We start from the raw sequence: 13,245 nt of genomic DNA, 5'->3' as shown, positions 1-13,245 counted from the left end.
GAGGGGCACCGGTGAACGAGCGATACGACGCGGGGTACGGGGACGGCCCTTACGAACTCGTCGGCTACGACGAGTACGGACAGCCCGTGTACCGGCAGGTCCCGGCACAGCAGGCACCGCAGCAGACCTACGACCCGTACGCCCAGCAGGGCGGCTACGGCTACGACCCCTACGCCACGGACCAGCAGCAGAACCCGTCGTACGGGTCCGGGCACCAGCCGTACGACCCCTACGGCTCGTCCCCGTACGACCCGTACGCCCCGCACGGCACCGGCGCCGGAACCGCCGCCGGCCCGCAGGGCGCGCCCGGTCACGACCCCTACGGGCAGGCCGCGAGCAGCGGCCAGCAGCCCCGGGTCGCCGAACAGACCCCCTATATCCCGCAGCAGGCCGGCCCCGCGGAGGACCCGCCGGCCCCCGCTCAGACCGGGGACGCCCGCGGTGAACCGGACTACCGCACCGAGCAGTTCGCCTTCGTCGAGGAGCCGGACGGTGACTCCGAGGACGTCATCGACTGGCTGAAGTTCACCGAGAACCGCACCGAACGCCGTGAGGAGGCCCGCCGCCGCGCCCGCAGCCGGATCGTCGCCCTGCTCGTCGTCCTCGCCCTCGTCGCCGTCGGCGGCGTCGGCTACCTCTGGTACGCCGGAAAGCTGCCCGGCCTGTCCTCCTCCGGCGGCACGGCCGGCACCGGCACGCCCGTCGCCGCGCAGAAACGCGACGTGATCGTCGTCCATCTGCACAACACCGGCAAGGGCGGCACCTCCACGGTGCTGCTGGTCGACAACACCACCACCAAGCAGGGCACCACCGTCCTGCTGCCCAACTCCCTCGCCCTGACCGACGGCGACGGCTCCACCACCACCCTCGCCAAGTCCGTGGCCGACGACGGCTCCAGCGGCACCCGCGACCAGCTCGACACCGTCCTCGGCACCAGCATCCAGGGCACCTGGCGACTGGACACCCCCTACCTCCAGAACCTGGTCGAACTGGTCGGCAACATCGACATCGACACCAACACGGACGTGCCCGACCCGGACAGCAAGAAGAAGGGCGCCGAGCCGCTCGTCCACAAGGGCACCGGCCAGACCCTCAGCGGCAAGATGGCCGTCGCCTACGCCACCTACCGCGCGCCCGGCGAGTCCCAGACCGCCCAGCTGGAGCGGTTCGGCCAGGTCGTGCAGGGCGTGCTGCGCAAGATGTCCTCCGACCCCTCCTCGGCCACCACGACCGTGCAGACCCTCGCGCAGATCCTCGACCCCTCGCTCACCGACAAGGACCTCGGCGCCTTCCTCGCCAAGCTCGCCGACCTCGCCAAGACCGGTGCCTACAAGACCGCCCTGCTGCCCGTGCAGGCCGACGGCACGCTGAGCGCCAGGACCAGCGACAGCGTGGTCAAGGACATCCTCGGCGGCGCCGCCAAGAGCCCCGACGCCGGCTCCGCGGTCCGGGTCTCCGTCCAGGACGCCACCGGTGTGAAGGACGACACCCAGAAGGCCCGCGTGGTCCTCCTCAACGGCGGCTTCACCTTCCTGGAGGGCGGCACCGCCGCCGGCACCGAGGCCGCCTCCAAGGTCGTCTACGCGGACGCCGCGGACAAGGACAACGCCGCCGAGGTCGCCAAGACCCTCGGCCTGCCCGCCGCCTCGGTGACCAAGGGTTCCGTCTCCTCCGGCGCCGACGTCTCGGTGGTCCTCGGCCAGGACTACAAGCCGTCCGCGTCCTGAGCACGAGCGGGGGCACCCCGGGTGACGCGGTAATCACCTGGGTGCCCCCGGCGGTCCGTGAGACCCTTGAGGTTCAGTGACCGCCGACGGAAAGCCATGTAGTGACCGCCACCGACCGTTCCCTTGAGCTCATCAACACCGCCGCCCAGGCGGCGGCCGACAAGCTCGCCCACGACGTCATCGCCTACGACGTCAGCGACGTCCTGTCGATCACGGACGCCTTCCTGCTGGCCTCCGCACCCAACGACCGCCAGGTCAAGGCCATCGTCGACGAGATCGAAGAGCGCCTTCAGAAGGAACTCGGCGCCAAGCCGGTACGCCGCGAGGGCGACCGCGAGGCCCGCTGGGTCCTGCTCGACTACGTCGACATCGTCGTCCACGTGCAGCACAGCGAGGAGCGGGTCTTCTACGCCCTGGAGCGGCTGTGGAAGGACTGCCCCGAGATCGAGCTGTCCGCCGACGCCAAGGCCACCCGCGGCAAGGCCGAGGAGCACGCCCGGCTGCAGGCCGCCGAGGCCGACCAGGAGCCGGGCGGGGAGTGGTGATGAGCGCCACAGGTGAGGTGACCGACCGCACCGGCCGCGGCCGCCGCATCATCCTGTGGCGGCACGGCCAGACCTCGTGGAACGTGGAGCGCCGCTTCCAGGGCTCCACGGACGTCGAGCTGACCGAGGCCGGGCTCGGCCAGGCCCGCCGGGCCGCCCGGCTGCTCGCCTCCCTGCGCCCCGACGCGATCGTCTCCTCGGACCTCCAGCGGGCGGCGCGGACCGCCGCCGAGCTGGCGGCCCTCACCGGTCTCGACGTCACCCACGACGAAGGCCTCAGGGAGACGTACGCGGGCGTCTGGCAGGGGCTGACGCACGAGGAGATCCTCGCCCGGTACGGCGAGGAGTACACCGCCTGGAAGCGCGGCGAGCCGGTCCGCCGGGGCGGCGGCGAGCTGGAGACCGAGGTCGCCGACCGGGCGGCCCCCGTCGTCCTGCGGCACACCGAGAAGCTGCCCGAGAACGGCACCCTGGTCGTCGTCAGCCACGGCGGCACCATCCGCACCACCATCGGCCGGCTCCTCGGACTGGAGGCCAAGCACTGGGAGAGCTTCGGCGGCCTCTCCAACTGCTGCTGGTCCGTGCTCGGCGAGGGCGGCCGCGGCTGGCGCCTGCTGGAGCACAACGCGGGCACCCTCCCGGAGCCCGTCCTCGGCGACGACGACTGAGCCTCAGGAGCCTCCCGGACCCCGGATTTCACTTTCTGGCAGGTCGCAGGCTAAAGTTCTTCTTGTTCGCCCCGCCGAGCGGGAAGAACGCAAGGGGCTATAGCTCAGTTGGTAGAGCGCCTGCATGGCATGCAGGAGGTCAGGAGTTCAATTCTCCTTAGCTCCACAGTGAAGAAGATCCCGTCCCTCAGGGGGCGGGATCTTCTGCTGTCCGTGCCTGATTGAGCCGCCCGGGTCCCGTGCCCGTATACCTCCGCGGCGGCGCTCGCGGCGGGCGCCGTGTCCGGACCGGTACTGAGGCGTCGCTGACCGTATTGGCCCGGCCGTGGCAGAATCAAACGGCCGGAAGGGGGCGCGGCCCGACGGGAGGGAGTGGCGATGCCTGCGAGCATCCTTGAGGAGGGCGGCGACCTCCTCGGTGCGGCGTTGATACGGAACACGGCCACCCGGCTCGGCCGCCCTTCCTGGAGCTGATCGATGGGTGCACACAGGCGGAAGTGCGACTGGTGCGGCAGCGGCACGCCCATCGTGCGGGACATGGAGCCGATCAACCCCGACTACCAGTACTGGTGCGAGGAATGCGCGCGGGCGCTGATCATAAAAGGCGACCCCATCGAGACGTACCGGGAGCTGGAGGGCGAGCCGATCTACGGCCGCCTCCTCGAGGAGCACTGCACGCTCAAGAGGTTCTACTCGTTCGTCACGGCCTGACCCGCACGGCCCGGCAAAACGGACATCGGTGGCCTAATGGGGGCGCGGAAGGAACGGATTTGGCGCTGCGCCCCAGGGCCTGTAATGTTTACGACGTCGCCGGGGGAACCGAGAGGGAAACCGGGCGGACAAACTAAACAAGGGGCTATAGCTCAGTTGGTAGAGCGCCTGCATGGCATGCAGGAGGTCAGGAGTTCAATTCTCCTTAGCTCCACAGAAATCGAAGGCGGATCATCCGATGGATGGTCCGCCTTCGGCGTGTTGGGGAGTCGTGGCGTGTCGGGAAATCGTCACGCGCGCGCGTACGACGACGGCGGGCCACCCGATCCGGGTGACCCGCCGTTCGTCGCTCAGCGGCCGAGCGCGCGCCGGCCGCGGCCCTGCGAGAGCACCGGCAGATTGCGCGCCGGCGCCTGCCCACGCGTGTCCTCCTCGATGCGCAGGGCCAGCGCCGGACAGCGGCGCACCGCGCGCAGCGCCTTCGCCTCCGCGTAGCGCGGCACCTGGGCCTGGGCGACGGTCGGGAAGCCGTCGGCGCCGAGTTCGAACACCTCGGGCAGGATGTCGGCGCACAGGCCGTGGCCCCGGCACAGCGTCCAGTCGACGTAGATCTTCTGGCGGCTGGCGCCGGTCTCCTGGGGCTCTCCGCCGCCCGGGATGCCCGTGGGGGCCCTGCCGCCCTCGAAGAGCGGCAGAACGCCCTCCACGGGCCGTCCGCAGCCGTTGCCGAGGACATGGGCGGCCAGGTCGTCGGTGAACGCCTTGATGGTCGACTCCAGGAACATCGCCGAGCCGTCCGGGTGCGAACAGGCGCCGCGCCGCTTGACGTTCTTCGCGACCTGCTTGAGCGCCTCCAGGGCGGCCGGTCCGCCGCCGTTCAGGATGTCCTCCATGCCGCGCGCGGCGGCGGGCAGTCCGAGGTAGCAGGGGCCGCACTGGCCGGCGCTCTCCTCGGCCAGCCACTGCGCCACCCGCAGCGACTCGCCCAGCGGACAGGTCTCCTGGCTGATCGGCAGGATCGCGCCCGCCCCCAGTGAACCGCCCACCTGGTCCAGCGAGTTGCGGGAGACGATCGCCTCGTCGACGGTGGCCGCGTCGATCCACTTGCCGTGGTAGCCGCCGGTCAGCACCCCCTGCGGCACCGGCGGGGCGCCCGCCAGCTGGAGCACGTAGCGCAGCGGCACCCCGGTGGGGACCTCGATCACCATCGGGCGGGCAACCGCGCCGGAGACCGTCAGCATCACGGTGCCCGGTTCGTCGTACAGGCCGGTGTTGCCGTAGCGCTCCGGGCCGATGCGGGCGGCGATGGCGAGCTGGGCGAACGTCTCCGCGTTGGACAGCAGGGTGGGTGCGCCGCCGACGCCGCTCTGCGAGGCGCTGATCTTGCGGCCGGGCGGGATCGCCGGGCCGCCGTCGATCGAGCGGATCAGCGAGGCGGCGGCACCGGTGACCATCCGGACGGGATTGCGCTGCACCCATGCGCGCAGCGCCGATCGGCGGCTGTTGTTCAGACCCCGTTCGGCGAGCGCGGCCTCCATGGAGCGCTGGGTGGACTCCCGGGTGACGCCGATGACGAGGGTGCGCGCGCCCAGCGCCTCGGCGCACAGCAGCGCGCCGTCCAGGATCAGGTGCGGGGCGCGGTTGATCAGCACCGTGTCCTTGCGGCAGGCCGGTTCGTCCTCGCTGCCGTTGACGACCACGACCGGCCGTACCCCGCGCTTGATCGCCGACTCGGCGACCGAGCGCAGCTTCTTGTGGAAGGGGAAGCCCGCGCCGCCGCGGCCCCTGAGGTTGATGCGTTCGGCGAGCTGGGCGAGCTGTTCGCCGCCCAGCGGGTCGAGCGGCCCGTGCACCTTCAGGTGCATGGGCAGGTCGAGCCGTTCCACAAGGTCGAAACCCGATGTGAGCTGGGGAAGTCCGACGACGCGGACTTCGGGGACATCGGGCAGGGCCTCGTTCACTGGAAGCCTCCGGAAGGCGTGTTCCAAGGTTCGCCCGAACCCGGCGCGTCGAAGGACGTGCCGGAGAGTGTTTCGGTGGCGGGACCGCTGTCGTACGTGTTGTCCGCGTTGTACGTGCCGTAGCGGCCGTTTGTCTCACCGGTGTCGTACACATCACGTCCGCCGTATCCGGCAGCGCCCGGATTGCCATAGGCGGGGATGGTGTATCCCGTGTCCTGGAGCGGGTCGTACGCGGACGGCGGGGCCTCCCCGACCGGCGGCGGGGACGGGACCGGCCAGCCGCCCGGGGCGCCGGAGGGCGCGGCCGGCTCCGGCGGCAGATTCATGCGGGCGGTCCGGTCGGCCGCGAAGGACGCTTGCTGAGCCCCGAAGGGCTGCTCGGAGCGGCCGCCGGGAACGGACACCGCGCGGTAGGCCGCCGCGAAGCCGGGGGCGGACCCGGGGGCCGGGGCGACGGGGGTCTGGTAGAGCGGGGAGGCCGCCGTGGCGGCGTCGGACAGACCCGGCTCGCCGCGGCGCGGGAAGCCCGCGGGCGACTGCTCGGCCGCCCGGGACCGGCTCGCCTCCAGCTCCTCGATGCCGGGCGGTTCCGCGCTGCCGAACAGCGCCACCAGCCGGTTGGTGACCTTGCGCTTGAACGGGCGCGGGGCGGCGCGCAGCGCGAGGGCGGCCATGACCACGATCAGGGACAGCGCGTACAGGTAGGTGAAGAGCGGGCTCTTGACCGGGCGGCCCGCGTACAGGCCGTGGACCAGCGCCGCGCACCAGGCCGGGTAGGCCAGCATGTGCATCGCCCGCCAGCGGGCGGCGACCGGGGCGGGGGTGGCGAAGTTGCTGCGCAGGGCGCCGGTGACGCCCACGAAGATCATCAGCAGGCCGGCCAGCGAGCCCAGGCCGATCAGGCCGCCGATCCCGGTGACGCCCAGCGAGAACGGGATGATCGCGCCGATCAGCTGCGTGTGGTCGAGGGCGAGCTTGATGGTGATGTGCAGCAGGAGGAAGGCGATCGAGGCGACCGCGGTCGTGCGGTGCACGGCTTGGCCGATGATCCGCTGCCGGGTGTTCAGGAAGATCCGGTCCTGTGCGAACAGGCCCCAGATCACCGAGCAGCTCAGCGAGACCAGGCACATCACGCCCGCGCCGAAGTTGAGGAAATCGCGGAACTGGCTGCCTCCGACCAGCACGCTCACAGGTATCAGCAGCAGGACGACAGCCGTTGCCACCCCATAGGCCGAGCGGCCCGGTTTGGGGAGGGAGCTGGTACTACGACGAGGGTTCATGGGGGCAACTCCGAGCAGTTTCGGGAAAGCGGTCCCGCTGCCGAACTCTAGGTGGCGCCATACCGATCAGTACGGGGTTTCGGTTATTGCGCTGTTATCAACGGACAATCTGATGGGGTCGGCGTGGATGTATGGCATGTCCACAAGGGATACGGAAGCGCGTCGCGGCTTGCTCAAGGGCTGCGGTACCCTAGCGCCATGCGTGCCGTACGCCTTCTGCTTAGCGGGCCGCGCTGATCAGTACCGACCCCCGGTCGAACCCGTGAGGTCGGCATCGGCGCGGCGTCCCCTCCTGTGCGAGGGGTTTTTTCGTTTCTTGGATGTCGCAGCCGCAGGCAGAGACGATCGATGGAGCTTTGAGGATCATGAGCGAGACGAACCCCGCCGGCACCGCCGAGGTGGCCGCGCCGCACCGCTACACGGCCGCCCTGGCAGCCGAGGTCGAGGCACGCTGGCAGGACTTCTGGGACGCCGACGGCACCTACGCGGCACCGAACCCCAAGGGTGATCTGGCGGGCGACCCGGAGCTGGCCGCCCGGCCCAAGAAGTTCATCATGGACATGTTCCCGTACCCCTCCGGCGCGGGCCTGCACGTCGGCCACCCGCTGGGCTACATCGCCACCGACGTCTTCGCCCGCTTCCAGCGCATGACCGGCCACAACGTCCTGCACACCCTGGGCTTCGACGCCTTCGGCCTGCCCGCCGAGCAGTACGCCGTGCAGACCGGCACGCACCCGCGGGTCTCCACCGAGGCCAACATCGAGAACATGAAGGCCCAGCTGCGCCGGCTGGGCCTGGGCCACGACAAGCGCCGGTCCTTCGCCACGATCGACCCGGACTACTACAAGTGGACCCAGTGGATCTTCCTCCAGATCTTCAACTCCTGGTACGACACGGAGGCCAAGAAGGCCCGCCCGATCTCCGAGCTGGTCGCCCAGTTCGAGTCCGGTGAGCGCGCGATCCCGGGCACCACGCGCGCGTGGGGCGAGCTGACCGCCGCCGAGCGCGCCGACGTCCTGGGCGAGTACCGGCTGGCCTACGCCTCCGACGCGCCGGTCAACTGGTGCCCCGGCCTGGGCACCGTGCTGGCCAACGAGGAGGTCACCGCCGACGGCCGCTCCGAGCGCGGCAACTACCCGGTCTTCAAGTCCAAGCTGCGCCAGTGGAACATGCGCATCACGGCCTACGCCGACCGGCTGCTGGAGGACCTGGAGGAGCTGGACTGGCCCGAGGCCATCAAGCTCCAGCAGCGCAACTGGATCGGCCGCAGCGAGGGCGCCCGGATCGACTTCCCGATCGACGGCGAGCACATCACGGTCTTCACCACCCGCCAGGACACCCTGTTCGGCGCCACCTACATGGTGCTGGCGCCCGAGCACCCGCTGGTCGAGAAGTTCACCCCGGAGGCCTGGCCCGAGGGCACCCACCCGGTGTGGACCGGCGGTCACGCCACCCCGGCCGAGGCCGTCGCCGCCTACCGCGCGCAGGCCGCCGCCAAGTCCGACGTCGAGCGCCAGGCCGAGGCCAAGGACAAGACCGGCGTCTTCACCGGCGCGTACGCGACCAACCCGGTCAACGGCGAGCAGGTCCCCGTCTTCATCGCCGACTACGTCCTGATGGGCTACGGCACCGGCGCGATCATGGCCGTCCCGGCGCACGACACGCGTGACTTCGCCTTCGCGCGCGCTTTCGAGCTGCCGATCCGCTGCGTGGTCGAGCCGAGCGACGGCCGCTCCACCGACCCCTCCACCTGGGACGACGCCTTCGCCTCCTACGACGCGAAGATCGTCAACTCGGCGAGCGACGAGGTGTCCCTGGACGGCCTGGGCGTCGTCGAGGCCAAGGCCCGCATCACCGAGTGGCTCCAGGACAAGGGCATCGGCGAGGGCACCGTCAACTTCCGCCTGCGCGACTGGCTGTTCAGCCGCCAGCGCTACTGGGGCGAGCCCTTCCCGATCGTCTACGACGAGGACGGCGTCGCCCACGCGCTGCCCGAGTCGATGCTGCCGCTGGAGCTGCCCGAGGTCGAGGACTACAGCCCGCGCACCTTCGACCCGGACGACGCGGACACCCAGCCCGAGACGCCGCTGTCGCGCAACGAGGACTGGGTCAACGTCACCCTGGACCTGGGCGACGGCCCGAAGAAGTACCGCCGCGAGACCAACACCATGCCCAACTGGGCCGGCTCCTGCTGGTACGAGTTCCGCTACCTGGACCCGCACAACGCCGGGCAGCTGGTCGACCCCGAGATCGAGCAGTACTGGATGGGCCCGCGCGAGGGCCGGCCGCACGGCGGTGTCGACCTGTACGTCGGCGGCGCCGAGCACGCCGTGCTGCACCTGCTGTACGCGCGCTTCTGGTCCAAGGTCCTCTTCGACCTGGGGCACGTCTCCTCCGCGGAGCCGTTCCACAAGCTGTTCAACCAGGGCATGATCCAGGCCTACGTCTACCGCGACAGCCGGGGCATCGCGGTGCCCGCCGCCGAGGTCGAGGAGCGGGACGGCGCCTACTACCACCAGGGCGAGCAGGTCAGCCGGCTGCTCGGCAAGATGGGCAAGTCCCTGAAGAACGCGGTGACGCCGGACGAGATCTGCGCCGAGTACGGCGCCGACACCCTGCGCCTGTACGAGATGGCCATGGGCCCGCTGGACGTCTCCCGCCCGTGGGACACCCGCGCGGTGGTCGGCCAGTTCCGGCTGCTCCAGCGGCTGTGGCGCAACATCGTCGACGAGAACACCGGCGAGGTGACGGTGGTGGACTCGGCGCCCGACGAGGACACGCTGCGCGCCCTGCACAAGGCGATCGACGGCGTCCGCCAGGACCTGGAGGGCCTGCGCTTCAACACCGCCATCGCGAAGATCACCGAGCTGAACAACCACCTGACCAAGGCGGGTACGGCCGTGCCGCGCGCGGTCGCCGAGCCGCTGGTGCTGATGGTCGCCCCGCTGGCCCCGCACATCGCCGAGGAGCTGTGGCGCAGGCTGGGCCACACCGACTCGGTCGTCCACCAGGACTTCCCGGTCGCCGACCCGGCGTACGTCGTGGACGAGACCGTGACCTGCGTGGTGCAGATCAAGGGCAAGGTCAAGGCGCGGCTGGAGGTGCCGCCGGCCATCTCCGAGGAGGAGCTGGAGAAGGTGGCGCTGGCCGACGAGAAGGTCGTCGCGGCACTGGCCGGCGCGGGCATCCGCAAGGTGATCGTGCGCGCGCCGAAGCTGGTGAACATCGTTCCGGCGTAGCGCAGGGAACGCGGCGGCTCGGGTCTTCCGGAGCGAGACGGAGGGCTCCCGCTCGCTCCGGCCCGGCGTGACGGCCGGGGCGCCGGCCGACTCGGGGTAGTCCCCTACGGGCAGGTTCGGGGTTTTTCTGGAACTCCGGGCCTGCCCGCTGCGTTTACCGTGGAGAGCGCAGCGGCTTGCGTCGTGCCAGCCGTACCGGTCGGAGGAGGAGCGTCATGGAAGCAGTGTTCGCCGTGTTGGCCCTGCTCTTCCTGCTCTTCGTGGGTCTGGGCACGTACGCCACGGTCAAGGCGGTGGGCGCGGCCAAACGCGGAGTGGACAGGACCCTCGCACAGGCCCGCCGCACGGTCGAGGACCACACCCTGCGCGCCAAGTCCTTCGCCCAGATCGGACCGGCCGGCGAGATCGCCCAGCTGCGGCTCGCCCTGCGCACCTCGATGCGCGCCACCCAGGACGCGCTGGCGGCGGGCGTGGCCGAGGACGAGTCGCTGAAGGAGTCCGTGGGCCTCTTCGAGCGGCTCAGCGGACACGGACAGGTCCTGGACGCCGATCTCAAGCGCCTGGAGTCCGAGCCGGACCGGGCCACGCTCGCCGCCCGCCTGCCCGAACTGCGCGCCCGCACCGAGCGCATCACCACCTCCGCGGACTCGCTGCGCTGGGCGGTCCGGGACCGGGCCCGCCGGTTCGCCGAGGACGACCTCGACGCGCTCAGCAGCCAGATCGGCATCGAAGCGGACGCCCTGCGCCACTGGGCGCCGGCCGAGCCCGCGCAGAACTCCACGCCACGGCGCGAGGCGCCCGAGGTCACCCCGCCGACGCCGCGGCCCACCTATCCCTGGCAGAAGAAGCAGCCCCGCCCGGAGAGCACCGCATGAGCGGCCCGCTGCAAAGGCACACGAAAGGGGCCGGGCTGCCGCGTGCCCGCCACGCCAGGTAACCTCCAGCTCATGTCCCGCCATGTCGCGATCGTCACCGATTCAACGGCCTACCTGCCGCCCCGGACGATGGAGCACCATGGCATCACCGCGGTACCCCTGACCGTGGTCCTCGGCGACCAGGCGCTCGAAGAGGGCACCGAGATCTCGACCCGTTCGCTGGCCCAGGCGCTTCAGAAGCGGCGCCCGGTCACCACCTCCCGCCCGGGCCCCGAGGTGTTCGCGGAGACCTACCGCAGGGTCGCCGAGTCCGGCGCGGGCGGCATCGTCTCCCTGCACCTGTCCGCCGAGCTGTCCGGCACCTACGACGCGGCGGTCATCGCGGCCCGGGAGGCGCCGGTGCCCGTGCGGGTCGTTGACACCGGGATGGTCGCGATGGCCCTCGGCTTCTGCGCGCTCGCCGCGGCCGAGGTGGCGGAGTCCGGCGGCACGGTGGACGAGGCCGTCACGGCCGCCGAGAAACGGGCCGCGGGCACCTCCGCCTACTTCTACGTCGACACGCTCGACTATCTGCGCCGCGGCGGCCGCATCGGAACCGCCCAGGCCCTGCTCGGCTCCGCGCTCGCCGTGAAACCCCTGCTCCAGCTGGACGGTGGCCGCATCGACCTGCTGGAAAAGGTCCGTACGGCCTCCAAGGCGATCGCCCGGCTGGAGGAGATCGCCGCGGAGCGGGCGGGCACTGCCGTGGTGGACATCGCCGTCCACCATCTCGCCGCCCCCGACCGCGCCGCCGCCCTCGCCGACCGGCTGCGGGCCCGGGTCCCGGGCCTGGCCGACCTGCATGTCAGCGAGGTCGGTGCGGTGATCGGGGCACACACCGGCCCCGGACTGCTGGGAGCGGTGGTCTCACCTCGCTGATCCCGGTTGCGCACCGGGTTTCCGGCCCGTGTCCGCGGGTTCCGGCCCGTGCCCACGGGTTCCGGTTCACTCGTGCGGGTGGCGGAGTTTTCCACAACGGGGTGGTTTTCCCCGGGAATTGACCGAGATCATCGCGAATCGGCGGGATGACCCATCCTCGTCGCATGGCACTTCGATCACGCTCCCGCAGCACTCGTGCGACCAGCGGTCCCGGCCGCGCTCCCGGCTCCGACGGCCGGCACGGCGACTGTCTCCGCCACCGCCCCGGCACCGACCGACGCCGCTCCCGCCACCGCCCGCCGGCACCGGCCGAGGAACTGCGCCGCCGGGCGGAACTCCTCTTCGACGAACGAGCCGCGCACTGGCGGGAGTCGGGCAACGCACCACCGGACACGGAGGCGCCCGCGCAGCCGGCGGCAGCGACCGCGACGGCCACCGGCTCGGTGTCGGGGATGGGCCGGAAAGGGAAGGTCCTCACGGCTGACGCCGAACAGGTGGGCCCGGAGCCCGGGTTGGCGCCGGAACAACCGCTGCCTGTGCGGCTGCGCGAGCGCCTGGGGCCGGCGGTGCGGGAGCGGATGCCGGTCTGGTTGCAGACGCGGTGCGCGGTGGAGCGCAGGGGAGTCATGGCCCTCGCGGTGGTGCTGGTGGCCGCGGTCGGGTTCGCCGCGCAGCAGTACTGGACGGGGAGGACCGAGACCGTCAGCGCCCCACAGGTGGTGCGCGCCGAGACGCCCTCCACGAGGGGGAGCGACGACGTGAAGCCTGCTCGCGTCACCGGCGTCCCGGCGACGCCGGGCGGGCAGATCGTCGTGGACGTCAGCGGAAAGGTCCGCAAGCCGGGCATCCAGTGGCTGCCGGCGGGCTCCCGGGTGGCCGACGCGCTGCGGGCGGCCGGCGGCGTCCGCCCGGGCACGGACATCGCAGGGCTCAACCGGGCCCGCTTCCTGGTCGACGGCGAACAGGTCGCCGTCGGGGCACCAGCCGCGCCGCCGGTGCCCGCGGGGCCGCCCGGCGGAGCGGCCACGAGCCCGGCGGGCGCGGGACCGGCGACCCCCGTCTCCCTCAACACGGCCACGGCGGACCAGCTCGACACCCTGCCCGGCGTCGGTCCGGTGCTGGCCCGGCACATCCTCGACTACCGCACCCAGCACGGCGGTTTCCGCTCGGTGGACGAGCTGCGAGAGGTCAACGGCATCGGCGACCGCCGCTTCGGCGATCTGCGGAATCTGGTACGGCCGTGATCCGGACGCACAGCTGCGGACCGCCGGACCCCGAGGGGCGGGGCACCGCGGGCGTCGGACAGGGGCGGAGGGCATCG

Annotated in this window: 10 protein-coding genes and 2 tRNA genes; 10 read left to right on the top strand and 2 right to left on the bottom strand. The window is 71.5% G+C overall.

All coding sequences use genetic code 11. From position 1 onward, the window contains the following. Positions 1–11 precede the first annotated feature (11 nt). From ACWCV9_RS19175 to ACWCV9_RS19150, 6 genes are all read left to right on the top strand, one after another. Positions 12–1,727, top strand: a complete 1,716-nt coding sequence (locus ACWCV9_RS19175) for an LCP family protein (protein ID WP_450788049.1) — start codon at positions 12–14, stop codon at positions 1,725–1,727. A gap of 101 nt (positions 1,728–1,828) precedes the next feature. Next, complete coding sequence (rsfS, locus tag ACWCV9_RS19170) at positions 1,829–2,272, top strand: ribosome silencing factor (RefSeq protein WP_450788048.1); 444 nt, start codon at positions 1,829–1,831, stop codon at positions 2,270–2,272. After that, positions 2,272–2,940: a histidine phosphatase family protein gene (locus tag ACWCV9_RS19165; RefSeq protein ID WP_450788047.1), complete on the top strand. Its 669-nt coding sequence runs from the start codon at positions 2,272–2,274 to the stop codon at positions 2,938–2,940. The genes rsfS and ACWCV9_RS19165 overlap by 1 nt, the downstream gene beginning before the upstream one ends. A gap of 93 nt (positions 2,941–3,033) precedes the next feature. Beyond that, a tRNA-Ala gene (locus ACWCV9_RS19160) sits at positions 3,034–3,106 on the top strand. Positions 3,107–3,417: 311 nt separating this feature from the next. Continuing rightward, complete coding sequence (locus tag ACWCV9_RS19155; RefSeq protein WP_006136074.1) at positions 3,418–3,651, top strand: hypothetical protein; 234 nt, start codon at positions 3,418–3,420, stop codon at positions 3,649–3,651. 141 nt (positions 3,652–3,792) lie between these two features. Then, positions 3,793–3,865: transfer RNA gene (locus ACWCV9_RS19150), tRNA-Ala, on the top strand. A 136-nt stretch (positions 3,866–4,001) separates the two neighbouring features. Here ACWCV9_RS19150 and ACWCV9_RS19145 read toward each other — a convergent pair. Both ACWCV9_RS19145 and ACWCV9_RS19140 read right to left on the bottom strand, forming a co-directional pair. Then, positions 4,002–5,612 (bottom strand): NADH-ubiquinone oxidoreductase-F iron-sulfur binding region domain-containing protein, encoded by a 1,611-nt coding sequence (locus tag ACWCV9_RS19145; protein ID WP_385844609.1) that lies wholly within the window; start codon positions 5,610–5,612, stop codon positions 4,002–4,004. Next, a complete protein-coding gene (locus ACWCV9_RS19140; protein WP_450788044.1) occupies positions 5,609–6,892 on the bottom strand; it encodes a cytochrome b/b6 domain-containing protein in 1,284 nt (427 codons plus the stop codon). The genes ACWCV9_RS19145 and ACWCV9_RS19140 overlap by 4 nt, the downstream gene beginning before the upstream one ends. Before the next feature lie 365 nt (positions 6,893–7,257). On the opposite strand from ACWCV9_RS19140, the gene leuS reads away from it, so the two are divergent. From leuS to ACWCV9_RS19120, 4 genes are all read left to right on the top strand, one after another. Continuing rightward, positions 7,258–10,131, top strand: coding sequence for a leucine--tRNA ligase (leuS, locus tag ACWCV9_RS19135; protein WP_450788043.1), 2,874 nt, complete (start codon positions 7,258–7,260; stop codon positions 10,129–10,131). 215 nt (positions 10,132–10,346) lie between these two features. Further along, the gene (locus ACWCV9_RS19130) at positions 10,347–11,006 is read left to right on the top strand and encodes a hypothetical protein (protein WP_450788041.1); all 660 of its coding nucleotides are present in this window, start codon (positions 10,347–10,349) and stop codon (positions 11,004–11,006) included. A gap of 72 nt (positions 11,007–11,078) precedes the next feature. Continuing rightward, positions 11,079–11,924 carry a DegV family protein gene (locus ACWCV9_RS19125; protein ID WP_450788039.1) on the top strand — a complete coding sequence of 282 codons (846 nt, stop codon included), beginning with the start codon at positions 11,079–11,081 and terminating at the stop codon, positions 11,922–11,924. Positions 11,925–12,088: 164 nt separating this feature from the next. Further along, positions 12,089–13,168 (top strand): helix-hairpin-helix domain-containing protein, encoded by a 1,080-nt coding sequence (locus ACWCV9_RS19120; protein WP_450788037.1) that lies wholly within the window; start codon positions 12,089–12,091, stop codon positions 13,166–13,168. Positions 13,169–13,245: the final 77 nt, after the last annotated feature.

The sequence above is a fragment of the Streptomyces sp. NPDC001606 genome (genome assembly GCF_053596835.1).
This window is presented reverse-complemented; position numbering and strand designations above follow the sequence as displayed.

Coding starts and splice junctions, on each gene's coding strand:
- ACWCV9_RS19120 (WP_450788037.1), top strand. CDS start 12,089: ATGGCACTTCGATCACGCTCCCGCAGCACTCGTGCGACCAGCGGTCCC.
- ACWCV9_RS19165 (WP_450788047.1), top strand. CDS start 2,272: ATGAGCGCCACAGGTGAGGTGACCGACCGCACCGGCCGCGGCCGCCGC.
- ACWCV9_RS19130 (WP_450788041.1), top strand. CDS start 10,347: ATGGAAGCAGTGTTCGCCGTGTTGGCCCTGCTCTTCCTGCTCTTCGTG.
- ACWCV9_RS19125 (WP_450788039.1), top strand. CDS start 11,079: ATGTCCCGCCATGTCGCGATCGTCACCGATTCAACGGCCTACCTGCCG.
- ACWCV9_RS19155 (WP_006136074.1), top strand. CDS start 3,418: ATGGGTGCACACAGGCGGAAGTGCGACTGGTGCGGCAGCGGCACGCCC.
- ACWCV9_RS19140 (WP_450788044.1), bottom strand. CDS start 6,892: ATGAACCCTCGTCGTAGTACCAGCTCCCTCCCCAAACCGGGCCGCTCG.
- leuS (WP_450788043.1), top strand. CDS start 7,258: ATGAGCGAGACGAACCCCGCCGGCACCGCCGAGGTGGCCGCGCCGCAC.